This window comes from Bacillus cereus group sp. Sample62, from assembly GCF_036851315.1.
Lineage (GTDB): Bacteria > Bacillota > Bacilli > Bacillales > Bacillaceae_G > Bacillus_A > Bacillus_A wiedmannii.
The window spans coordinates 1,405,638-1,428,129 of sequence record NZ_JAFLPK010000001.1; the positions used below are offsets into that span (position 1 = coordinate 1,405,638).

Consider the following 22,492-nt stretch of genomic DNA (forward strand, 5'->3'; position numbering starts at 1 on the left):
AGTCTTACCAACAACTTTTGTGAACAAACCCTATAAATTATTATTGTAGGCTTTATATGTATACTAGTGAATCAAGGAGCGGTCAGTGGAACCGTAATGATGAGAGAGAGGTAGGGCTTTCATCCAGTATATGTTACTTTCCCGTTAGGTGAATATAAAAAAGAGGACTCCTTTTCAAAAGGAGTCCTCTTTCTTTTTTAAGTGCGGCTCTCAACTTGCTGACAAATTTCATCTGTTGTTAAACCATGAGCTGCAATTACCGATCCCTTAATCGATGCATCTGCAATACCCATCATATTAGAATCTTGCCCAGTTACAACACAACAATCGCACCCTTGTGCATCATGTTCGGAGCCCAGGGTAACAACTTCATGTCCCTGTTGCTGAAGAGCTTGTTGAACATCTGTTAATGAGTTTTCAACGCCAATTCTAGCCATAATTCTCACCTCCTACCATCTAGTTGCTAGTATGCTCTAGTACATCGCATATATTTATCCTGCTATTTACGGATAGCTTGATTCAAGTATCACTTTATTTAGTCGTTATATACACCAGTAAGCATTTGACTTACGAATTGATCGTTTAAAGTATCTTGGGCAGAAGAAGTATTTGAATGAATGTCAATTGAAGCAATAAAATTATTCTGTTCTTTATTATTTGGTTCTACCTCTACATAATTATCGAATTTACAAAAACCTTTCGTATCCATTAGATCAAATAGTTGAAGCATTTCTACTACCTCTTGTCTCGTTCCTTTAATTTGTACACACGCCATATTGATTTCCTCCTTCATTTTGACAAATTGTTTTTTAAAAATAGGATTATGATTACGAAACGAAAAATATGAATGTTATTTTTAGACAGCGTTATTTTTATTATTTTCCCCCTTTTTCAGCAAAAGTCGTTATATATTCCCGAATTTATAAAAACGGACGTCCGTTTATTGAATACAATAGATTCGTATCAATTGATGAAAATCCTTCTTTTAAACAAATATTTTTTTTAGTGGAAATTGACGAAAAAAATTTTTTGACTTTTTGTAAACGTTAACAATGCTTTTAAATCAATATAATCAAAGATGTACGTACGATTAAAAATTATAAATTTTCTAAAAATTCACTTGATTTATTTAGAAAGGAGAGTAAACTAGGAAACAATAAAAAATTCATAGAACATAGGAGGCGCTTTCCAGTGAACGAGCAATGGATTTTCTTAAATGGAGAATTTGTTCCAAAAGACGAGGCAAAAGTTTCAGTATATGATCATGGTTATTTATATGGCGATGGAGTATTTGAAGGAATTAGAGTATATAGCGGTAATGTTTTCCGTTTGAGAGAGCATCTTGTCCGGTTATATGAATCAGCAAAATCCATCATGTTAGAAATTCCATATTCTTTAGATGAAGTAACGAATATTGTTGTTGAGACGATTCGACAAAATAAATTATCTAATGGATACATTCGCCTTGTTGTATCGAGAGGAGCAGGAAATCTTGGATTAGATCCTGATTCTTGTAAGAAACCGAATGTAGTAGTAATTGCAGAACAACTATCTTTATTCCCGCAAGAATATTATGAAAAGGGGATTCCGGTTGTAACAGTTGCAACGCGCCGAAACCGTCCAGATGTTTTGTCGCCTCAAGTAAAATCTTTAAATTACTTAAACAATATATTAGTTCGTATTGAAGCGAAATTAGCTGGAGTACAAGAAGCACTTATGTTAAATGATCAAGGATACGTAGCTGAAGGCTCAGGAGATAACGTGTTTATTGTAAAAGGAAATAAATTAATTACACCACCAAGTTCTGCAGGAGCGTTAGAAGGCATTACACGAAACGCTATTTTAGAAATCGGTGAAAAACTTGGATATGACGTTAGAGAAGAGTTATTTACAAGACATGATGTATATGTAGCTGATGAAGTATTTTTAACAGGAACAGCTGCTGAAGTAATTGCTGTTACGACAGTAGATGGTAGAACGATTGGTTTAGGGCAAACAGGTCCACATACGAATCGTTTATTAGAAGAATTCCGAAAGTTAGTTGTAGAAGATGGGGAGAAGATTTACGAAGAAAATAAAGTTGGATAACAACTTTTTATAACATAAGAAAGCGTTGAGAGGGAGGAGTAGTTGATTGTGAAGCCTCACAGAGAGTCGGTGGTTGCTGAAAACCGATGGTTCACGTCGACGAACATCGCCCTTGAGTGCTAAGCTGAAGCATTTGTCTAGGCTTAGACGGTAGCTCCGTTATTAGCTAGACTCATTTATGGGTCACTGAGGCAAGAGTAATCTTGCGAAGAAGGGTGGTACCGCGAAATCTTTCGTCCCTTCAGCACATAGCTGGAGTGTGGACGTAGGATTTTTTTTATTGATAAAAGTTTTCAAAAAGGGGGCTTATAAGAACAATGTCTTCAAAAACGGAAGAGAAACTGGCAACTGGTGCACAGCTATTGTTAGAAGCATTAGAAAAGGAAGGAGTAGAAGTGATTTTCGGTTATCCTGGTGGTGCTGTTTTACCTCTTTATGATGCACTCTATGACTGTGAAATTCCGCATATTTTAACAAGGCATGAGCAAGGAGCTATTCACGCCGCGGAAGGATATGCCAGAATTACTGGCAATCCAGGGGTTGTCATTGCAACGAGTGGGCCAGGTGCTACAAATGTTATTACGGGTCTAGCAGATGCGATGATTGATTCATTACCACTTGTTGTATTTACAGGGCAAGTAGCAACGACGTTAATTGGAAGTGATGCTTTCCAAGAAGCGGATATTATGGGGCTTACGATGCCAGTGACAAAACATAACTATCAAGTGCGAAAGGCTTCGGATTTACCTCGAATTATTAAAGAAGCATTTCATATTGCTAGAACAGGAAGACCAGGCCCAGTCGTTATTGACCTTCCGAAAGATATGGTAGTAGAGCAAGGGGAACGATGTAATGACGTACAAATGGATTTACCAGGATACAACCCTAATTATGAACCGAATTTACTCCAAACAAACAAATTATTACAAGCAATTAGGGCTGCAAACAAGCCGTTAATTTTAGCTGGAGCAGGTGTATTACATGCGAAGGCTTCGAAAGAGTTAACAAGTTTTGCTCGTAAATATGAAATTCCTGTTGTGCATACATTACTTGGTCTTGGTGGGTTTCCGCCAGATGATGAACTTTTTCTAGGGATGGGAGGAATGCACGGTTCTTACACAGCCAATATGGCGTTATATGAATGCGACTTACTTATTAATATAGGTGCAAGATTCGACGATCGTCTTACTGGGAATTTAGCTTATTTTGCTAAAAAGGCGACTGTTGCGCATATCGATATTGATCCAGCCGAAATCGGAAAAAATGTGCCGACTGAAATTCCTATTGTTGCAAGTGCTAAACGAGCTTTGGAAGTATTACTTCAACCAGATGGAAAGAAAGAAAATCATCATGAATGGATCTCTTTACTAAAGAGTAGAAAAGAAAAGTATCCATTCTCTTATAAACGAAATTCGGAAAGTATTAAGCCTCAATACGCAATTGATATGTTATATGAAATTACGAAAGGAGAAGCGATTGTAACAACAGATGTTGGGCAACATCAAATGTGGGCGGCACAATATTATCCGCTCAAAAATCCAGATAAATGGGTAACTTCAGGAGGATTAGGAACGATGGGCTTTGGATTTCCAGCAGCAATTGGTGCGCAAATTGCAAAGCCTGAGGAACTAGTTATTGCAATTGTCGGTGACGCTGGATTTCAAATGACCTTGCAAGAATTAAGTGTGTTAAAAGAACACTCGTTGCCTGTTAAAGTATTTATCTTAAATAATGAAGCTTTAGGAATGGTAAGACAATGGCAAGATGAATTTTATAATCAAAGATACTCGTACTCTTTATTGTCGTGTCAACCAGATTTCGTCGCTCTTGCGAATGCGTATGGCATAAAAGGAGTTCGCATAGAGGATCCACTTCTTGCAAAGAAGCAAATACAGCATGCGATTGAATTACAAGAACCAGTCGTAATTGATTGTCGTGTACTTCAATCAGAAAAGGTAATGCCGATGGTTGCGCCGGGGAAAGGTGTTCATCAAATGGAGGGAGTGGAAAAAAGGTGAAGAGAATTGTTACAGCGACAGTTCGAAATCAAAGTGGTGTGTTAAACCGAATTACAGGTGTTATGACACGAAGACATTTTAATATTGAAAGTATTTCAGTAGGTCATACAGAGTCATCAGACATATCGCGGATGACGATTGTGGTACACGTTGAAAATGAACAGCAAGTTGAGCAGTTAATTAAACAACTTCATAAGCAAATTGATGTTCTGAAAGTATCAGATATTACAGAAGAAGCGATGATCGCAAGAGAACTGGCACTTATTAAAGTCGCAACTTCAGTAGCAAGAGCAGAATTATACAGTTTAATTGAGCCGTTTCGAGCCGCTGTAATAGATGTTGGGAAGGATTCCATAGTTGTGCAAGTAACAGGTACGCAGGAGAAAGTAGAAGCGTTAATTGAATTACTTCGTCCATACGGTTTGAAAGAAATTGCTAGAACAGGTGTAACAGCATTTACACGTAGTATGAAAAAACAAGATAAGCAAGTTATGTTAATTCAATAATCATTTAAATATAGGGGGAAATGAAAATGACAAAAGTTTATTATGAGAAAGATGTAACGGTAAATGTATTAAAAGGAAAGAAAGTAGCAATCATTGGATATGGTTCACAAGGTCATGCACATGCGCAAAACTTACGTGATAACGGATTTGATGTAGTAGTAGGTTTAAGAAAAGGGAAGTCTTGGGATAAAGCGAAAGAAGATGGATTTTCTGTATATACAGTAGCAGAAGCGGCGGAAAAAGCAGATGTAGTAATGATTCTACTACCGGATGAACTGCAGCCAGAAGTATATGAAGCGGAAATTGCGCCAAATTTAAAGGCAGGAAATTCTCTCGTTTTTGCTCACGGATTTAATGTTCACTTCGATCAAGTGAAACCGCCAGCTAATGTAGATGTATTTCTAGTAGCACCAAAAGGGCCAGGTCATTTAGTGCGCCGTACGTTTACTGAAGGCGGAGCTGTTCCTGCATTATTTGCAGTATACCAAGATGCAACAGGAGTTGCGACTGAAAAGGCACTTTCTTATGCTGATGGAATTGGAGCGACGAGAGCTGGTGTATTAGAAACGACATTTAAAGAAGAAACAGAAACAGATTTATTTGGAGAGCAAGCTGTACTTTGTGGCGGAGTAACTGCGCTAGTAAAAGCTGGATTTGAAACGTTAGTTGATGCTGGTTATCAACCGGAACTTGCATATTTTGAATGTTTACATGAACTAAAACTAATCGTTGACCTTATGTATGAAGGTGGACTTGAAAATATGAGATATTCAGTTTCAGATACAGCGCAGTGGGGCGACTTCGTATCAGGACCACGTGTTGTAACGGAAGATACGAAGAAAGCGATGGGTGCAGTGCTAGCAGAAATTCAAGATGGTACATTTGCAAGAGGCTGGATTGCAGAGCATAAAGCAGGAAAACCAAATTTCCATGCGACAAATGAGAAAGAGAATAAACATGAAATTGAAGTAGTTGGACGAAAATTACGTGAAATGATGCCTTTCGTACAGCCGCGAGTAAAGGCAGGGGTCAAATAATATGAAGCAGATTTTGTTCATGGATACGACGCTACGTGATGGCGAACAATCACCAGGAGTGAATTTAAATGAACAAGAGAAATTGCAAATTGCAAGGCAATTAGAGAGACTAGGTATTAATGTCATGGAAGCTGGCTTTGCTGCAGCTTCCGAAGGGGATTTTCAATCGGTAAAACGCATCGCAAATACCATTCAAAATGCTACAGTTATGAGCTTAGCTAGAGCGAAAGAAAGTGATATTCGAAGAGCATATGAAGCGGTGAAAGGTGCAGTATCTCCTCGTCTACACGTATTCTTAGCTACAAGTGATATTCATATGAAATATAAACTTTGTATGTCAAAAGAAGATGTATTAGATAGTATTCACCGCTCGGTTACACTCGGGAAATCATTATTTCCGACAGTACAATTTTCAGCAGAAGATGCAACGAGAACAGCAAAAGAATTTTTAGCTGAAGCAATAGAAGTTGCGATTCGTGCAGGAGCGAATGTAATTAATATTCCAGATACAGTTGGATATACAAATCCAGAAGAATATTATTCTCTTTTTAAATACTTAAAAGAATCCGTTCCTTCATATGAAAAAGCAATTTTCTCTTGTCATTGTCACGATGATCTTGGGATGGCTGTAGCAAATTCATTAGCTGCGGTTGAAGGCGGAGCGTTGCAAGTAGAAGGAACAATTAATGGAATTGGAGAAAGAGCAGGGAATGCGGCGCTAGAAGAGGTCGCAGTTGCTCTTCATATTAGAAAAGATCTCTATAAAGCGGAGTCATCTATGACGCTAAAAGAGATTAAAGCGACGAGTACATTAGTAAGCAGATTAACAGGTATGGTTGTACCGAAAAATAAAGCGATTGTTGGAGCGAATGCATTTGCTCATGAATCTGGAATTCATCAAGATGGCGTTTTAAAAGAAGTGACAACATATGAAATTATTGAACCAGCGCTAATAGGCGAATCTCAAAATCTATTTGTACTTGGAAAACATTCTGGACGTCACGCGTTTACAGAAAAAATGAAAGAGCTTGGCTATGAATTTACAAAGGAAGAACGAGATGCGGTGTTTGAAGCCTTTAAAAAATTAGCTGATCGCAAGAAGGAAATTACTGAGGAAGATTTACGTGCACTTATGCTTGGGGAAGCAGCATTTGCGGCTCAGCAATATAACATTACGCAACTACAAGTACATTTCGTATCAAATAGTACACAATGTGCGACAGTTGTGCTAAAAGACGAAGAAGGAAATGTATACGAAGATGCAGCCACTGGTTCTGGTAGTATTGAAGCGATTTATAATGCAATCCAAAGAATTTTAGGATTAGAATGTGAATTGGCGGATTATCGCATACAATCTATTACACAAGGTCAAGATGCACTGGCTCATGTTCATGTTGAATTAAAAGAAGGAACGCATCAAGTATCAGGTTTTGGTGTTGCACAAGACGTATTGGAAGCTTCGGCGAGAGCATATGTCCATGCAGCAGGGAAATTGAAATCTTTTATCCAGCTTGTGAAATAAGTGTTTGATAGGTGAGAGAAGCTTTCCTCACCTATCAAATTAAAGTTCTGAAAATTCAGTTAAAAGGAGTGTTGAAATTGGAAAAACGTATCGTTTGTTTAGCTGGTGATGGTGTTGGCCCGGAAGTTATGGAAAGTGCGAAGGAAGTATTGCATATGGTAGAGAGGTTATATGGGCATCATTTTCATTTGCAAGATGAGTATTTTGGCGGGAGTGCTATCGATTTAAATGGGCAACCATTACCGCAACGAACGCTTGCCGCCTGTTTAGCAAGTGATGCGGTTTTACTAGGAGCAGTTGGTGGACCAAGGTGGGATAGCACGAAAGAAAGACCAGAGAAAGGATTATTAGCTCTAAGAAAAGGACTTGGTGTATTTGCGAATGTTCGCCCTGTAACGGTAGAAAGCGCAACGGCACATTTATCGCCATTAAAAAAGGCTGATGAAATTGATTTCGTTGTCGTTCGTGAATTAACAGGCGGAATTTATTTTTCTTATCCGAAAGAACGAACGGACGAAGTAGCAACAGATACACTTACGTATCATCGTCATGAAATTGAACGGATCGTTTCTTATGCCTTTCAATTAGCGAGTAAGCGGAAGAAAAAAGTAACATCTATTGATAAGGCGAATGTTTTAGAATCTAGTAAACTATGGAGAGCTGTTACGGAAGAAGTAGCACTTCGTTATCCAGACGTTGAACTAGAACATATTTTAGTAGATGCAGCTGCGATGGAGTTAATTCGGAATCCAGGACGGTTTGATGTAATTGTAACAGAAAATTTATTTGGGGATATTTTGAGTGACGAGGCTTCCGTATTAGCTGGATCATTAGGAATGCTTCCATCAGCAAGTCACGCGGAAAAGGGGCCTTCATTATATGAGCCTATTCACGGATCAGCGCCTGATATTGCCGGAAAAAATAAGGCGAATCCAATTGCAATGATGCGCTCTGTTGCAATGATGCTTGGGCAATCGTTCGGATTAACGAGAGAAGGGTGTGCAATTGAAGAAGCAATTTCAGCAGTCCTTAAATTAGGAAAATGTACAGCAGATATCGGAGGAACTGAAACGACAACTTCATTTACGAAGGCAGTTATACAAGAGATGGAAGAGCAAGCGTTAGTAGGGAGAGGGAGATAATGGGAAAAAGGCTGCTAGATAAACTTTGGGAAAGACACGTAGTTACGACAAACGAAAATGGATTAGATTTATTATATATCGATCTTCATCTTGTTCATGAAGTAACATCACCGCAAGCCTTTGAAGGCTTGCGGCTTACAAATCGAACAGTCCGTAGACCAGATTTAACATTTGCGACGATGGATCACAATATTCCAACGAAAGATGTTTGGAATATTACCGATCGCATTGCGAAGCAGCAACTAGATACACTCCGGGAAAATTGTAAACAATTTCAGGTGCCGTTAGCGGATATCGGGGATGAAGAGCAAGGGATTGTTCATGTTATCGGACCAGAACTTGGACTTACACAACCAGGAAAAACAATTGTTTGTGGTGATAGTCATACAGCAACGCACGGTGCGTTTGGCGCGCTAGCATTTGGCATTGGTACGAGTGAAGTGGAACATGTATTGGCAACGCAAACGTTATGGCAACGCAAGCCGAAAGCGATGGGCATTGAGTTAAAAGGAAAATTACAGAAAGGTGTTTACGCAAAAGATATTATTTTGTATTTCCTTTCAAAGTACGGTGTAGCAGTTGGAACTGGATACGTAATGGAATTTTACGGAGAGACGATTGAGGCCATGGAGATGGAAGAGAGAATGACGCTTTGTAATATGGCAATTGAAGGAGGAGCAAAGGCAGGTATTATAGCACCAGATGAAAAAACATTTGCTTATGTAAAAGGACGTCAATATGCACCGAAAGACTTTGAAACATTCGAGCAGAAATGGTCTGAACTTTATACAGATTCAGATGCAATTTATGATTTACATATTTCGATAGATGTGACGGATTTAGCACCGTACGTTACGTGGGGAACAAACCCGAGTATGGGTGTTCGTATTGATGAAAAATTGCCAGAAAAGCAGGATGCAAATGACGAAAGAGCATTTTCTTATATGGGATTAAGCCCTGGACAAAGTATATATGACATTCCTGTTCAGCATGTTTTCATTGGATCTTGTACAAATTCCAGGCTTTCTGATTTAGAAATTGCTGCATCTGTTGTGAAAGGGAGAAAGGTAAAAGAAGGTGTGCAAGCACTCGTTGTGCCTGGATCCAAAAGAGTAAGAGAAGCTGCGATGCAAAAAGGACTACATCACATATTTGAAGAAGCTGGATTTGAATGGAGAGAACCTGGATGTTCAATGTGTCTTGGAATGAATCCAGATCAAGTACCTGAAGGAGAACATTGTGCTTCGACTTCAAATCGTAATTTTGAAGGAAGACAAGGAAAAGGGGCACGAACACATTTAGTTAGCCCAGCAATGGCGGCAGCAGCTGCGTTATACGGTCATTTTGTTGATATTAGAAAGGAGAGTTATGATGGAGCCATTTCGTATTCATAAAGGTACTGCCGCAGTACTGATGAATGATAACATCGATACAGATCAAATTATACCGAAGCAATACTTAAAGAGAATTGAAAGGACGGGATTTGGAAAGTATTTATTCGATGAATGGCGTTATGATAATAACCGCCATGAAAACCCTAATTTTCCGCTTAATGCACAAGACAGAAAAGGAGCAAGTATATTAATTACAGGTGATAATTTTGGGTGTGGTTCTTCAAGAGAACATGCACCTTGGGCACTTGCTGATTATGGTTTCCGCGTTATTATCGCCGGAGGGTTTGCAGATATTTTTTATATGAATTGTATGAAAAATGGTATGTTGCCAATTGTAATGGATAAAGAAATGCGAGAAAAACTTGCCAAAACGGATGCGAGAGAACAAATAGAAGTAGATTTAGAGAATGAAGTAATTACAACGAGTACGCACAGATTTCATTTTACGATCGAGAAAATGTGGAAAGAGAAATTATTAAATGGTCTAGACGAAATTAGTATTACGATGCAATATGAACAAGAAATTGTAGAGTATGAAAGGAAAGTAGCTTTATATTAAGAAATAACGGAATGTTCAAAATGTATTTACATTCAGAATTAAGTATTATATACTATGTAAAAATCAGAGGAGAAGGGGAGTAAGTATTATGAATATCGTGCAATCTTTTACAATGCTTACACAACTGCATCATCATACATAAAGCCCTTGAACCTAGCGTGAAAACGTGTAGGCACAAGGGTTATTCCCGTTGTACCTACACGCTACTAAAGAGCCTTGTAGGTATATTTTATCTACAAGGCTCTTTTTATTTTCGGTTTAGGTGCATGAAATAGGCATACATTAGAAAGGGAAAGGTGTGAGAATTTAGATGACAAAATGGAAACGGGCAAACCCAAATGGAACGAGAGATTATTTATTCGAAGAATGTACGTTAATTGAAGAAGTGGAGCAAAAATTAAGACGTACTTTTTTAGGGCGAGGTTATGAGGAAATAAGGACACCTACAATTGAATTTTATGATGTTTTTGCCTTTCAAAATAGACCGATAGATGAAGAAAAGATGTATAAATTTTTTGATGAAAAGGGACGGATTATCGTGTTACGTCCAGATATGACAATTCCTTTAGCGAGAGTGATGGGAACGCAGAGGTGGGATACGCCGCTTAAACTGACGTATGGCGGGAATGTATTTCGGGCGAATGAGTCCCTTACTGGAAAATATAATGAAATTGTACAAAGTGGTATTGAAATTATAGGAATTGATAATGTAAGAGCTGAAATTGAATGCGTCATAAGCGTCATTCAATCACTTCAAAAGGTGAAGGTGCAATCTTTTACAATAGAGATTGGGCAAGTGCAGTTATATAAATGTATTGTAAAAAAACTCTCCATTCATGAGGAAGAAGAGAGAGTACTTAGGACATACATTGAAAGTAAAAATTATGCGGCTCTATCAAATTTTATTAGAGAAAAGAAATTAGATCGATGTGATGAAACAGTAAGATTACTTGAGAAATTACCAAGGTTATTTGGGAATTTAGAAGTGATTGAGGAAGCAGAAAAACTCGCTTCAAGTAATGAAATGAAAATGGCGATTGCAAGAGTGAAAGAAATATATGAAGCAATTGAAAAACTAGGCTATGGATCTTACATATCAATTGATTTAGGTATGATCCAACATTTAGATTACTATACGGGAGTTATTTTCAAAGGGTATATATATGAAATTGGAGAAGAAATTGTTAGTGGCGGAAGATATGATGAGTTAATTGGAAATTTTGGAGAGATGCTGCCGGCTGTTGGACTCGCGGTGCAAGTCAATCAAATTGTGAAGGCGCTGCAAGAGCAACAAGAACCATATGAACGAAAGGGAATAGATATTATTATTCATTATGAGTTAAATAGATTAGCAGAAGCGGAAAGATTACGAATTTTACTTCAAAAGGACGGAAAAAAAGTAGAGCTATCCTTATTCTCTAATGTAAACGACACCTTTCAATTTGCAAGAAAAAATCAAATAGTAACGGTCGTTGAGGCGAAGAATGAATCGTTAGTGGAATATGTATGGAAAGAGAAATGGGTAGTCCAGAAAGAAGGAGAAACTTCATGCGTAACATTCAAATTGCGTTAACGAAAGGAAGATTAGAAAAACATGTGATTCCGCTCTTTGAGCAGATTGGAATTGATTGTTCGGAGCTCAAAAATAAAGGACGAAAGCTTGTCTTTCAAAGTAAAAATACAGATATCTCATTTATTTTAGTGAAAGCAGTAGATGTTGCTACTTATGTAGAACATGGAGTAGCTGATATTGGGGTCGTTGGAAAAGATATTTTAATGGAAAACGAGAAAGATATTTATGAAATGTTAGATTTAGGAGTGGGCGTGTGTAAGTTTTGTGTTGCTTCTATTCCGACGTATAATCCAAAGAGCTACCGAAAGAAACGCATTGCGACGAAATATCCACATATTACTTCTAACTATTTTCATGATAAAGGGGAGGATGTAGAAATTATCAAAATAGAAGGTTCTGTAGAAATCGCTCCTATTCTTGGATTGGCAGATGCAATTGTTGATATTGTGGAAACAGGAAAAACATTACAAGAAAATGGGCTCATTGTATTTGAGGAAATGTGTTCTATATCTGCTCGAATGATTGTAAATAAGGCTGCATTAAAAACTAAAAAAGACGAAATATTCAGTATTGTAAATATGATGGAGCAAGAAATTTTGTCAGGAAAATAGGAGGAATTGTAATGGAGATCGTTTGTGAAGATTTTCAAAAGGCGTTATCGAAAATAAAATTGCTACGAGAAAACGCTAATATAATAGAAGAAAATGTTCAAAAAAGTGTAAGTGAAATCGTTCGAAATGTAAGGGAGAGTAGGGATGAGGCCCTATCTTTTTATACAAACAAGTTTGATGGTGTGGAGATGAAAGAGTTTCGTGTAAGTGAAGAAGAAATAAAACAAGCGGGTATATTTGTAGAAAATTCATTTTTAGAAGCGTTACAAGAGGCGAAGAAAAACATTATTTCTTATCACGAAAAGCAAAAAAGGCAATCCATATTCGATTGCGCGAGTAAAGGCATCATTAGAGGGCAAATCATTCGGCCGTTAGAAAATGTAGGGGTATATGTGCCAGGCGGAACTGCTTCGTATCCTTCATCAGTATTAATGAATGTATTGCCGGCAAAACTAGCTGGTGTGAAAAAGATTGTAATGGTAACACCACCAAGGCAAGGAGGAATTGATCCACATATTTTAGTTGCTGCAAGTCTTGCAGGAGTAGATGAAATTTATACGATAGGTGGTGCGCAAGCAATTGCTGCTTTAGCATATGGGACGGAATCGATTCCGAAAGTGGATAAAATAGTTGGACCAGGAAATTTGTACGTCGCTCTGGCGAAACGAGAAGTATATGGAATAGTAAATATCGATATGATTGCTGGCCCGTCAGAAATTGTAGTTATTGCTGATGAAACCGGCAATGCAAAATATATTGCTGCTGATTTATTATCACAAGCAGAACATGACGAGAGAGCAACAGCAATTTGTGTTACAACGAATATAGAGTTAGCAAAAGAAGTAGAAAGAGAGATAGAAAGACAGTTAGAAACATTACCAAGAAGCGAAATTGCACGTGAATCGATAAATAGAAATGGAGCTATCTTTATCGTTCCTTCTTTAGATGAGGCGCTACAATTATCGAATGAAATCGCTCCAGAACATTTAGAGTTACATATAAAAGAACCGATGAATGCTCTAGCATATGTGAAACATGCAGGATCTATTTTTCTTGGACCATATGCACCGGAGCCTCTCGGTGATTATTTAGCAGGACCGAATCACGTGTTACCGACAAGTGGAACGGCAAGGTTTTTCTCACCGTTATCAGTCGATGATTTCGTGAAAAAATCAAGCTTTCTGTCTTATACGGAGGACGCGTTAAGAGATGTACAACATCATATTGTAGAACTTGCCAATAAAGAAGGGTTACATGCGCATGCGAGAGCAATTCAAATAAGATTTGAGGAGGAAGAATAATGCGAGAGTCTAGTCAAATACGTGAGACGACAGAAACAAAAATCAAATTAAGTTTGCAGCTTGATGAAGGCAAGAACGTTTCTGTACAAACGGGAGTTGGATTTTTTGATCATATGCTAACTTTATTTGCAAGGCATGGAAGATTCGGTTTACAAGTGGAGGCGGAAGGCGATGTATTCGTTGATGCGCATCATACAGTTGAAGATGTTGGAATTGTACTCGGAAATTGTTTGAAAGAAGCGTTGCAAAATAAAGAGGGGATTAACCGTTATGGCTCCGCATATGTACCGATGGATGAATCTTTAGGTTTTGTCGCAATTGATATTAGCGGGCGCTCATATATTGTATTTCAAGGAGAATTAACGAATCCGAAGCTAGGGGATTTTGATACAGAACTAACAGAAGAATTTTTTAGAGCAGTTGCTCATGCTGCCAATATTACATTACACGCTCGCATTTTATACGGAAGCAATACACATCACAAAGTTGAAGCTTTATTTAAAGCGTTTGGTAGAGCGCTTAGAGAAGCAGTCGAAAGAAATGCCAGCATTACTGGTGTAAATTCCACGAAAGGGATGTTGTAATTGATTGCTATTATAGATTATGGAATGGGAAATATTCGTAGTGTAGAACAAGCATTAAAATATATTGGAGCAGAGTACATCGTAACGAGTGATAAAGAAGAGGTTTTTAGAAGTGATGGAGTGATTTTACCAGGAGTAGGTACATTTCCGAAAGCGATGGATGTATTGGAAGAAAAAGATTTAGTGCGTGTGTTAAAAGAAGTTGGGAGTTCAGGAAAACCGCTGCTGGGCATTTGCTTAGGAATGCAGCTTTTATTTAAAAAAAGTGAGGAACTACAAGACTGTAACGGATTAAGTTTATTGCCAGGTGTTATTCGAAAGTTAAAGGTTCCTTATAAAATTCCACATATGGGATGGAATGAGTTAAAGAAAGAGGGGGAAATAGCGCTTTGGAATGGAGTAGAGGACGGTTCTTTCGTATATTATGTCCACTCTTATTACGCAGATTGTCCAAATGAAATTGTATATGGAATAAGTGAATATGGAGTGAAAGTACCTGGTTTTGTAGCAAAAGGAAATATATACGGCGCACAGTTTCATCCTGAAAAAAGTGGTGACATTGGGATGCAAATGTTAAAAAATTTCAAAGGGGTGGTAGAAGCATGGAAATCTTCCCAGCTATCGATGTAAAAGAGGGTCGATGCGTTAGACTTTATCAAGGAGAGTTTAGTAAAGAAACAGTAATGAATGAAGATCCGGTTGCGCAAGCGATTATATTCGAAAAATTTGGAGCGAAAATACTACACATTGTTGATTTAGATGGTGCAATTGCTGGGGAGTCAGTAAATTTACCCGTCATTGAAAGAATTTGCAAGGCAGTACGTATTCCTGTGCAAGTTGGAGGAGGAATTCGATCACTTGTAGCGGTAGAGAAGTTATTGTCAGTAGGTGTAGATAAAGTGATTTTAGGAACAGCTGCTCTTTATGATAAGGCATTTTTAGAAGAAGCCGTTCTTCTATATAAAGAGAAAATCATTGTTGGAATTGATGCGAAAAATGGTTTCGTAGCAACGAGAGGCTGGCTTGATGTGTCTGAAATTTCTTACATTGATTTAGCAAAGCAAATGGAGAATGTAGGTGTTCAAACGATTGTGTTTACAGACATTTCGAAAGACGGGACACTTGCAGGGCCGAATTTAGAGCAATTGGAGTTACTACAAAAAAGCGTGAGCATTCGTCTTATTGCTTCTGGAGGAGTGGCATCTATTCAAGATGTGAAAAAATTAAATGATATGAATATACACGGCGTCATAATTGGTAAGGCTCTTTATGAGAAAACGATTGATTTAGAAGAAGTGTTAGAGGTAACAAAGTTATGTTAGCGAAACGCATTATTCCATGTCTAGATGTGAAAGAAGGGCGAGTCGTAAAGGGTGTAAATTTTATAGGGTTACAAGATGTCGGTGATCCTGTTGAAATAGCTGCTTTATATAATGATGCGGGAGCAGATGAAATTGTATTTTTAGATATTACTGCAACGCATGAAGGACGAAAAACAATTATCGATGTTGTAGAAAAAACAGCTTCGAAAGTATTTATTCCTCTTACAGTTGGCGGGGGGATTTCAAGTGTTAAAGATATGTACAATTTACTAAGAGCGGGAGCAGATAAAGTTTCAATCAACTCAGCGGCAGTGCGAAATCCAAAGCTAATCGAAGAAGGGGCAGAATACTTTGGCTCACAATGTATTGTCGTAGCAATTGATGCTAGAAAAGTAGCAGAAGATAAGTGGAATGTATATGTGAACGGCGGAAGAGTTGATACGGGTATGGATGCAATCGGGTGGGCAAAACGCGTTGCCGAGCTAGGGGCAGGCGAAATTTTGTTAACGAGTATGGATGCAGATGGAACGAAAAACGGGTACGATCTTCGCTTAACAGAAGAAATTTCAAAAAGCGTTTCCATACCAGTCATCGCGTCAGGCGGATGTGGTCATGTTGATCACATTATAGAAGTTTTTCAAAAGACAACAGTTGATGCAGCACTTGCGGCATCCATCTTTCATTATGGTGAGGCGACAGTGCAGGACGTAAAGAGAAAATTAAGAAATGCAAACGTTGAGGTACGGTTATGAAACCTAACTTTTCAAAAGGATTATTACCAGCAGTTGTAATTGAAGAAGGGACAAAAGAAGTTTTAATGCTAGCTTATATGAATGAAGAAGCATATGAAAAAACGCTAGAAACGAAAAGAACATGGTTTTATTCCCGTTCAAGAAGGTCGTTGTGGAATAAAGGAGAAACATCAGGAAATGTCCAATATGTGCAATCTCTTTATTTAGATTGTGATCAAGATTCAATTGTTGTTGTCGTAAAGCAAGTGGGACCTGCTTGTCATACGGGAGAGAAAACATGTTTTCACTACCAAATTATATAGGGGGATACATATGGAAAATGCCTTTAAATTACTATTTGAAACAATTGAAGAACGAAAGGAAAATCCACTTCCTGAATCGTATACAAATTACTTATTTTCAAAAGGAGAAGATAAAATTTTAAAGAAAATTGGTGAAGAATGCACGGAAGTAATTATCGCATCTAAAAATAATGACAAAGAAGAATTAGTGAAAGAAATGGTTGATGTATTGTATCACTGCTTTGTTTTATTAGCTGAAAAAAATATATCATTAGAAGATGTTATGGAGGAAGTGACAGAAAGAAATGGGAAGCTTTCGCGAGTAGGGGACAGAAGTGAAATAGATACATTATAAGGGGGAAATGTAGATGAAGGTGGATTATCACATTCATTTAGAAGAAGGGCCATATTCAATAGGATGGCTAGCTAAAATAAATGAAGCATTGCAACATTATGAACCGCTTAAAGAAGAAAAACATTCTATGGAATGGCTTGTGAAAACACAAGAACGCCTGCAAAGACGTGTGAAAGAAGGGCCATTTACAACGAAATGGATTGATTTATATTTAGAAGAAGCTTTGCGAAAAGGTATAAAAGAAGTTGGTATTGTCGATCATTTATACCGTTTTTATGAAGCGAAAGAATACTATGAAAGATATGTCGATATAAGTGATTCAGGGCTTGGTCGTTTACAGAAGGAATGGTTAGACCAAGTAAGGGTAGCGTCACTGCATGATTTTACAAAGGCAATTGAAGAGGCGAAAGAACGATGGAGTAAACGAGGCGTGACGCTAAAACTTGGAATTGAAGCGGATTATTTTATTGGTGGTGAACAAGAATTACAATCTTTACTGGCATTAGGAGATTTTGATTATGTAATTGGTTCTGTTCATTTTTTAAATGGATGGGGATTTGATAATCCAGATACGAAAGAATATTTTAAGGAACATGACTTATATGCTTTATATGATACGTTTTTCAAAACGGTTGAGTGTGCAGTTCGCTCTAATTTATTTGATATTATAGCTCATCTTGATAACATAAAAGTATTTAATTATCGGTTAGATGAAAATGAACAACTTTCTTATTATAAGGAAATTGCGCGTGCGTTAGTAGAAACAAATACGGCAACGGAAATAAATGCGGGATTGTATTATCGCTATCCTGTGCGCGAAATGTGTCCGAGTCCGCTATATTTACAAGTATTAGCTAAGTATGGCGTTGCAGTTACTCTCTCCTCAGATGCTCATTATCCGAATGATTTAGGAAAATATGTGGAAGAGAATATAAAGACATTACGTAATCATGATATTTGTCACATAGCTACATTTACGAAACGAGTAAGAACGATGAGATTATTGGAAGAAGAAGTAACAATTTCAAAATGATCACGATTTTTTGATGAAAACCACCCTTTTTGTTCAAAATAAGAAAGAATAAAAAGGAGGGTAAGAAATGGCGAAACAACAACATAAACAAAATGTACAAGATGTACAAGGTGCACAACAACAGGCTTATACTTCTGAAACGAATGCTACATCTCAATCAGTTATTGAGGAACAAATTAGCGATACAGTTGCAGAAGGAACGATCGATGCAAAGCTTGGACAAGAATCGCAAGAGAAAGCATAAGAAAAGGGGAGAGATGAATCTCCTCTTTTCTTATGGGTAAAAAATGTCGATTTTCAAAACTATGATCAAATTCCTTGGTTTTTATAGGTGGATTTCTTACAATGAAAGATAAGTGATATCTTATTTTTTATAGAAGAGGTGTTAGTAGTGGCAAAAATATTAGTAGCAGGGAAAATTCCAGCAATTGGATTAGAACTATTAAAGGATCATGATGTAGAAATGTACGATAAAGATGCATTAATTTCTTTAGATGAATTAACAGATCGTGTAAAAGATAAAAATGCATTGTTAAGTCTACTTTCTACGAAGGTGACAAAAGAAGTTATTGATGCGGCACCTAATTTGAAGATTGTTGCAAACTACGGTGCTGGTTACGATAATATTGATTATTCGTATGCCGGAGAAAAAGGGATTCCGGTAACGAATACACCGAAAGTATCAACTGAAGCGACAGCAGAATTAACATTTGCACTTCTTTTAGCAGCTGCACGTAGAATTCCTGAAGGTGATACATTATGTCGTACAACTGGATTTAATGGATGGGCACCATTATTTTTCTTAGGCCGTGAAGTACATGGTAAAACAATTGGAATTATTGGCCTTGGAGAAATCGGAAAGGCAGTTGCAAAGCGTGCGAAAGCGTTTGGAATGAATGTTTTATATACAGGACCAAATCGAAAGCCTGAAGCTGAAAGTGAACTGGAAGCAACATATGTAACATTGGAAGAATTATTACAAACAGCAGACTTTATTACAATTAATTGTGCTTATAATCCGAAATTGCATCATATGATTGATGATGAACAGTTTAAAATGATGAAGAAAACAGCGTATATTGTAAATGCTTCACGTGGACCAATTATGAATGAAGCGGCACTTGCTCATGCATTAAAAACGAATGAAATTGAAGGAGCAGCTCTTGATGTGTTTGAATTTGAACCGAAAATTACAGAAGAGCTAAAAGGATTAAAGAATGTAGTACTTGCTCCTCACGTAGGAAATGCAACGTTCGAAACGCGTGATGCGATGGCTGAAATGGCAGTGAAAAATATTTTAGCCGTATTAAAAGGGGAAGAGCCTGTAACACCTGTAAATCAAAAAGTATTGGTTACAAAATAAAGTGAAGCTTTAATGAGAGTGGGATTTTACGGCATAAAAAGAAACCTTCCGGAATCGGAAGGTTTTTCTTATTTTTCTTTATTTGCTCTTTTAGACGGTCTTTGTCTAAGAAATTGAGATAGCATATACAAAATATATAGTGGAATAGCAATGAATAAGAAAACAGAAAAATTACCGAACCCTGTTTGGTACATTGTTATAATGATTCCAACTAAAAATAGTGTAATAATGATGCTATATCGTGGAATTGGTACATCTTTTAAACTTGGGATACGAATGCGGCTCACCATTAAAAATGCGAACGTTACAAATACTGTAATAAGAACGATTTTTGGAATGGTATGTGAAAATAATGTTAAGAAAGCAACAAGCCCTCCCGCTGCTGTAATCGGTACGCCAGTGAAATATTTCATTGAAGTAGAAGATGGTGTTACATTAAATCGTGCTAAACGGTATGCTCCGAAAAGAGGGAATAGTCCCGCTATGTATAGTCCGATGATTCCGTAATTGGAGAAAGATGTGTAATACATGAGAACAGCAGGTGCTGCACCAAATGTTACGACATCCGCCAGCGAGTCAAGCTCTTTTCCCATTTGTGAATCAACACGTAATAAACGAGCAACACGTCCATCAAGACTATCTAACATCATCCCGATAAGTACTAAAATAGCAGCTGATTTATAATATCCTAAAGATGCATAGCCGATTGACAAGAATCCACTATATAAATTTCCGAGCGTAAATAAGTTTGGAATAGCTGCTCTATACAAAATCTGATCCCTTGCTTTCTGTAATAAATTCTTAATTAGTTTATGAAATTTTACTTATTTTATCATACCATAAATTTCTTCCTCATACGAAAAAAATTCCCAATTTGTGAAAGATTTCATAGCGGAATGATTTGAAAAAAAAGTAAAAAAAGAAGCAACTTTTATAAAAGTTGCTTCTGGCGCTATTCAAATTTCGTTGTCATTGTTCCGGTTTTATAACGATTGTTAGGGTCGAAACGTAATAAGTCTCCATAAATGAGTTTGTCGGAGAGTTTCAATTCAGTTTTTGCTTTTTCAATATTTGGTTGACATAATGAAATGTCCGCTTCTTCACCTGTATTTCGTTTATAGCACATGTTTTTTGTATAAACATAGTTTTCCGAAACGAAGCTACCATCACGCATTACCATAAGTGGATCTTCTTCTTTAATAAATAGGTCAGTTCCAAATTCAACTGATTGATTTGTTTTAATACCAAGTAAATGAAGTAGCGTTGGTTTAATATCAATTTGACCAGATACTTTAGAAATGACTTTTCCTTCTTGACCAGGTACATGAATAATGAGAGGGACGCGTTGTAATTGCATAGAATCAAACGGTGTAATAGCGTCTTTCCCAAGGAACTGAGCCATAGCTGCGTTATGGTTTTCAGAAATACCGTAATGATCTCCATAAATGACAATAACGGAATTATCATACAGTCCTTCGTCTTTTAATTGTTTAATAAATAATTTCAGAGCTTCATCCGTGTAACGAACGGTTGGGAAGTAGCGGTTTACAACACCACTTTCCGAATTAAACTCATCAACATATTGATCTTCTGGATTTAGAAGAAATGGAAAATGGTTTGTTAAAGTAATAAATTTTGTATAGAACGGTTGTGGTAAAGATTTTAGCTTTGGAATCGATTGTTCAAAGAACTCTTTATCTTTTAATCCCCAACCGACAGACATTTGTTCTGTGCCTACGTAATCATTTAAATTAAAGTAACGATCATATCCAAGTGCAGGATACATTACATCACGATTCCAAAACGTTTTATCGTTGGAATGGAAGACAGCAGAAGAATATCCGTATTTTTTTAATTGTTCTGGTGTAGCTGTATATTCATTTGTTGCGTGAGTAAAGAATACAGAACCGCGGTCTAGCGGATAAAGTGAATTTTCAACGATAAATTCAGCATCAGAAGTTTTACCTTGTCCTGTTTGATGATAGAAGTTATCGAAATAAAAACTATCTTTAATAAATTCATTTAAAAATGGAGTAATTTCTTTTCCATTTATTTTTTTATTAATAACAAAACTTTGTGTAGATTCCATTGAAATCAAAATTACATTTTTACCTTTTGCAGCTCCAAATAAGTTTTTATCAACTTGCTTATCTTTTGAGTCTGTATAGTTTTTTATTTCAGAGAACCCGTCACCACTTGCAAATACACGTTCAGCTGAAGATTTAGATTGAAGTGTAATATCAAATAGATGATATGTGTATAAACCTAAATTTTTCACGACAGTTTGACGATCAAATGAGCGTGAGAACATTTGTGGTTTATAAATAACTGAAACAACAATTTGTAGTGCTAATAAAGCTGTTACACCGCTAAAGAAAGTTCGCTTCTCAGTGCGAGAAAGCGGCGTCTTGTCACAAAATGCCGGGAATTTACGCGAAAGAAACATTAAAATAATCGCATCTGCAAATAAAAGTAATGTTTTGTACGTAAAGAGTTCTTTTATACTTGTCCCTAAGTCAGCCATATTATTTGTTTGGAATAAAACTGGGAACGTAACGAAATCGTTATAAAACCCATAAAACATTGCATTTCCAAATAAAATAAAGGACAGTATAAAACTGATTCCAATTATAATTCGGTTTCGGTGCTTAGATGCAAGTAAAGCAAAACCGAAAAATAAAAGTAACGCAGCTAGCGGATTAATAAAAAGCATAAATTCTTCAAAGAAATTATCAATTTTAATATCAAATGCGAGCTTGTACACAATATATGTTTTTATCCATAATAAAACGACTGCAACGAGTGCAAATCGCAGTTTTGGAAACAGACGTTGTAGCATAATATACTCCTCTCCTAAAAAGCATGACAGTTCTTGTGAGCCGGTTTGGTTAGCGCCTCATTTTATATATACGAACAGTCCTTTGTTATTATGTTTATTATACTATGAGTATCATTATACGAAAATAAAAGAGAGTTGTGGGCTTTTTTATAATAATTGAGTAGAAAAAGGGCAGTGGGAGACAATAAAATGGAGTTTCTATGTATGATAAT

General features: G+C 37.0%; 25 protein-coding genes and 1 other annotated feature. Of the genes, 21 read left to right on the forward strand and 4 right to left on the reverse strand.

The features are described 5' to 3' along the window. Positions 1-197 precede the first annotated feature (197 nt). Positions 198-437, reverse strand: a complete 240-nt coding sequence (locus tag J0835_RS07110; protein ID WP_000101010.1) for a YkuS family protein — start codon at positions 435-437, stop codon at positions 198-200. Positions 438-535: 98 nt separating this feature from the next. Beyond that, entirely contained in the window at positions 536-775 is a 240-nt protein-coding gene (locus J0835_RS07115) for a DUF3911 family protein (RefSeq protein ID WP_087979918.1), read from the reverse strand. A gap of 68 nt (positions 776-843) precedes the next feature. Between J0835_RS07115 and J0835_RS07120 the strand changes: the two genes are divergently transcribed. The 21 genes from J0835_RS07120 to J0835_RS07220 all read left to right on the forward strand — a co-directional run bounded on the left by J0835_RS07120 (position 844) and on the right by J0835_RS07220 (position 19,441). Continuing rightward, the gene (locus J0835_RS07120) at positions 844-1,050 is read left to right on the forward strand and encodes a hypothetical protein (protein ID WP_106382757.1); all 207 of its coding nucleotides are present in this window, start codon (positions 844-846) and stop codon (positions 1,048-1,050) included. Positions 1,051-1,191: 141 nt separating this feature from the next. After that, a complete protein-coding gene (ilvE, locus tag J0835_RS07125; RefSeq protein WP_048544941.1) occupies positions 1,192-2,088 on the forward strand; it encodes a branched-chain-amino-acid transaminase in 897 nt (298 codons plus the stop codon). A gap of 16 nt (positions 2,089-2,104) precedes the next feature. Then, positions 2,105-2,332, forward strand: a binding site (T-box leader). A 73-nt stretch (positions 2,333-2,405) separates the two neighbouring features. Beyond that, a complete protein-coding gene (ilvB, locus tag J0835_RS07130; protein WP_087979919.1) occupies positions 2,406-4,106 on the forward strand; it encodes an acetolactate synthase large subunit in 1,701 nt (566 codons plus the stop codon). Then, entirely contained in the window at positions 4,103-4,612 is a 510-nt protein-coding gene (gene ilvN / locus J0835_RS07135; protein WP_000822948.1) for an acetolactate synthase small subunit, read from the forward strand. Before ilvB ends, ilvN begins: the two co-directional genes overlap by 4 nt. Positions 4,613-4,632: 20 nt before the next feature. Next, complete coding sequence (gene ilvC, locus J0835_RS07140) at positions 4,633-5,649, forward strand: ketol-acid reductoisomerase (protein ID WP_140386709.1); 1,017 nt, start codon at positions 4,633-4,635, stop codon at positions 5,647-5,649. A gap of 1 nt (position 5,650) precedes the next feature. After that, positions 5,651-7,171, forward strand: a complete 1,521-nt coding sequence (gene leuA / locus J0835_RS07145) for a 2-isopropylmalate synthase (RefSeq protein ID WP_087979921.1) — start codon at positions 5,651-5,653, stop codon at positions 7,169-7,171. Positions 7,172-7,248: 77 nt separating this feature from the next. Further along, positions 7,249-8,313, forward strand: coding sequence for a 3-isopropylmalate dehydrogenase (leuB, locus tag J0835_RS07150; protein ID WP_087979922.1), 1,065 nt, complete (start codon positions 7,249-7,251; stop codon positions 8,311-8,313). Continuing rightward, positions 8,313-9,707, forward strand: a complete 1,395-nt coding sequence (gene leuC, locus J0835_RS07155; protein ID WP_087979923.1) for a 3-isopropylmalate dehydratase large subunit — start codon at positions 8,313-8,315, stop codon at positions 9,705-9,707. The genes leuB and leuC overlap by 1 nt, the downstream gene beginning before the upstream one ends. Next, positions 9,685-10,266: a 3-isopropylmalate dehydratase small subunit gene (gene leuD / locus J0835_RS07160; protein WP_087979924.1), complete on the forward strand. Its 582-nt coding sequence runs from the start codon at positions 9,685-9,687 to the stop codon at positions 10,264-10,266. The genes leuC and leuD overlap by 23 nt, the downstream gene beginning before the upstream one ends. A gap of 310 nt (positions 10,267-10,576) precedes the next feature. Then, positions 10,577-11,839: an ATP phosphoribosyltransferase regulatory subunit gene (hisZ, locus tag J0835_RS07165; RefSeq protein ID WP_087979925.1), complete on the forward strand. Its 1,263-nt coding sequence runs from the start codon at positions 10,577-10,579 to the stop codon at positions 11,837-11,839. Next, positions 11,815-12,450 carry an ATP phosphoribosyltransferase gene (gene hisG / locus J0835_RS07170; RefSeq protein ID WP_001244476.1) on the forward strand — a complete coding sequence of 212 codons (636 nt, stop codon included), beginning with the start codon at positions 11,815-11,817 and terminating at the stop codon, positions 12,448-12,450. The genes hisZ and hisG overlap by 25 nt, the downstream gene beginning before the upstream one ends. 11 nt (positions 12,451-12,461) lie before the next feature. Continuing rightward, complete coding sequence (gene hisD / locus J0835_RS07175) at positions 12,462-13,751, forward strand: histidinol dehydrogenase (RefSeq protein WP_087979926.1); 1,290 nt, start codon at positions 12,462-12,464, stop codon at positions 13,749-13,751. Then, positions 13,751-14,335 carry an imidazoleglycerol-phosphate dehydratase HisB gene (gene hisB / locus J0835_RS07180; protein ID WP_048561394.1) on the forward strand — a complete coding sequence of 195 codons (585 nt, stop codon included), beginning with the start codon at positions 13,751-13,753 and terminating at the stop codon, positions 14,333-14,335. The genes hisD and hisB overlap by 1 nt, the downstream gene beginning before the upstream one ends. Further along, the gene (gene hisH / locus J0835_RS07185; protein ID WP_087979927.1) at positions 14,336-14,965 is read left to right on the forward strand and encodes an imidazole glycerol phosphate synthase subunit HisH; all 630 of its coding nucleotides are present in this window, start codon (positions 14,336-14,338) and stop codon (positions 14,963-14,965) included. It begins immediately after the preceding gene. Continuing rightward, positions 14,938-15,657 (forward strand): 1-(5-phosphoribosyl)-5-[(5-phosphoribosylamino)methylideneamino]imidazole-4-carboxamide isomerase, encoded by a 720-nt coding sequence (hisA, locus tag J0835_RS07190; protein ID WP_087979928.1) that lies wholly within the window; start codon positions 14,938-14,940, stop codon positions 15,655-15,657. The genes hisH and hisA overlap by 28 nt, the downstream gene beginning before the upstream one ends. Then, the gene (gene hisF, locus J0835_RS07195; RefSeq protein ID WP_087979929.1) at positions 15,651-16,409 is read left to right on the forward strand and encodes an imidazoleglycerol phosphate synthase cyclase subunit; all 759 of its coding nucleotides are present in this window, start codon (positions 15,651-15,653) and stop codon (positions 16,407-16,409) included. The genes hisA and hisF overlap by 7 nt, the downstream gene beginning before the upstream one ends. Further along, positions 16,406-16,711: a phosphoribosyl-AMP cyclohydrolase gene (hisI, locus tag J0835_RS07200; protein ID WP_087979930.1), complete on the forward strand. Its 306-nt coding sequence runs from the start codon at positions 16,406-16,408 to the stop codon at positions 16,709-16,711. The genes hisF and hisI (J0835_RS07200) overlap by 4 nt, the downstream gene beginning before the upstream one ends. A gap of 10 nt (positions 16,712-16,721) precedes the next feature. After that, on the forward strand, positions 16,722-17,045 hold the full coding sequence (hisI, locus tag J0835_RS07205) for a phosphoribosyl-ATP pyrophosphatase (protein WP_087979931.1): 324 nt from the start codon (positions 16,722-16,724) through the stop codon (positions 17,043-17,045). Positions 17,046-17,058: 13 nt separating this feature from the next. Next, positions 17,059-18,078, forward strand: coding sequence for a histidinol phosphate phosphatase domain-containing protein (locus tag J0835_RS07210; RefSeq protein WP_087979932.1), 1,020 nt, complete (start codon positions 17,059-17,061; stop codon positions 18,076-18,078). Between the two features lie 67 nt (positions 18,079-18,145). Then, the gene (locus J0835_RS07215) at positions 18,146-18,322 is read left to right on the forward strand and encodes a DUF4025 domain-containing protein (RefSeq protein WP_087979933.1); all 177 of its coding nucleotides are present in this window, start codon (positions 18,146-18,148) and stop codon (positions 18,320-18,322) included. A 147-nt stretch (positions 18,323-18,469) separates the two neighbouring features. Next, on the forward strand, positions 18,470-19,441 hold the full coding sequence (locus J0835_RS07220; RefSeq protein WP_087979934.1) for an NAD(P)-dependent oxidoreductase: 972 nt from the start codon (positions 18,470-18,472) through the stop codon (positions 19,439-19,441). Between the two features lie 68 nt (positions 19,442-19,509). On the opposite strand, the gene pssA is transcribed toward J0835_RS07220, so the two are convergent. After that, positions 19,510-20,211, reverse strand: a complete 702-nt coding sequence (pssA, locus tag J0835_RS07225) for a CDP-diacylglycerol--serine O-phosphatidyltransferase (protein WP_000285422.1) — start codon at positions 20,209-20,211, stop codon at positions 19,510-19,512. A 182-nt stretch (positions 20,212-20,393) separates the two neighbouring features. After that, the gene (locus J0835_RS07230; RefSeq protein WP_076536219.1) at positions 20,394-22,280 is read right to left on the reverse strand and encodes an LTA synthase family protein; all 1,887 of its coding nucleotides are present in this window, start codon (positions 22,278-22,280) and stop codon (positions 20,394-20,396) included. Positions 22,281-22,492: the final 212 nt, after the last annotated feature.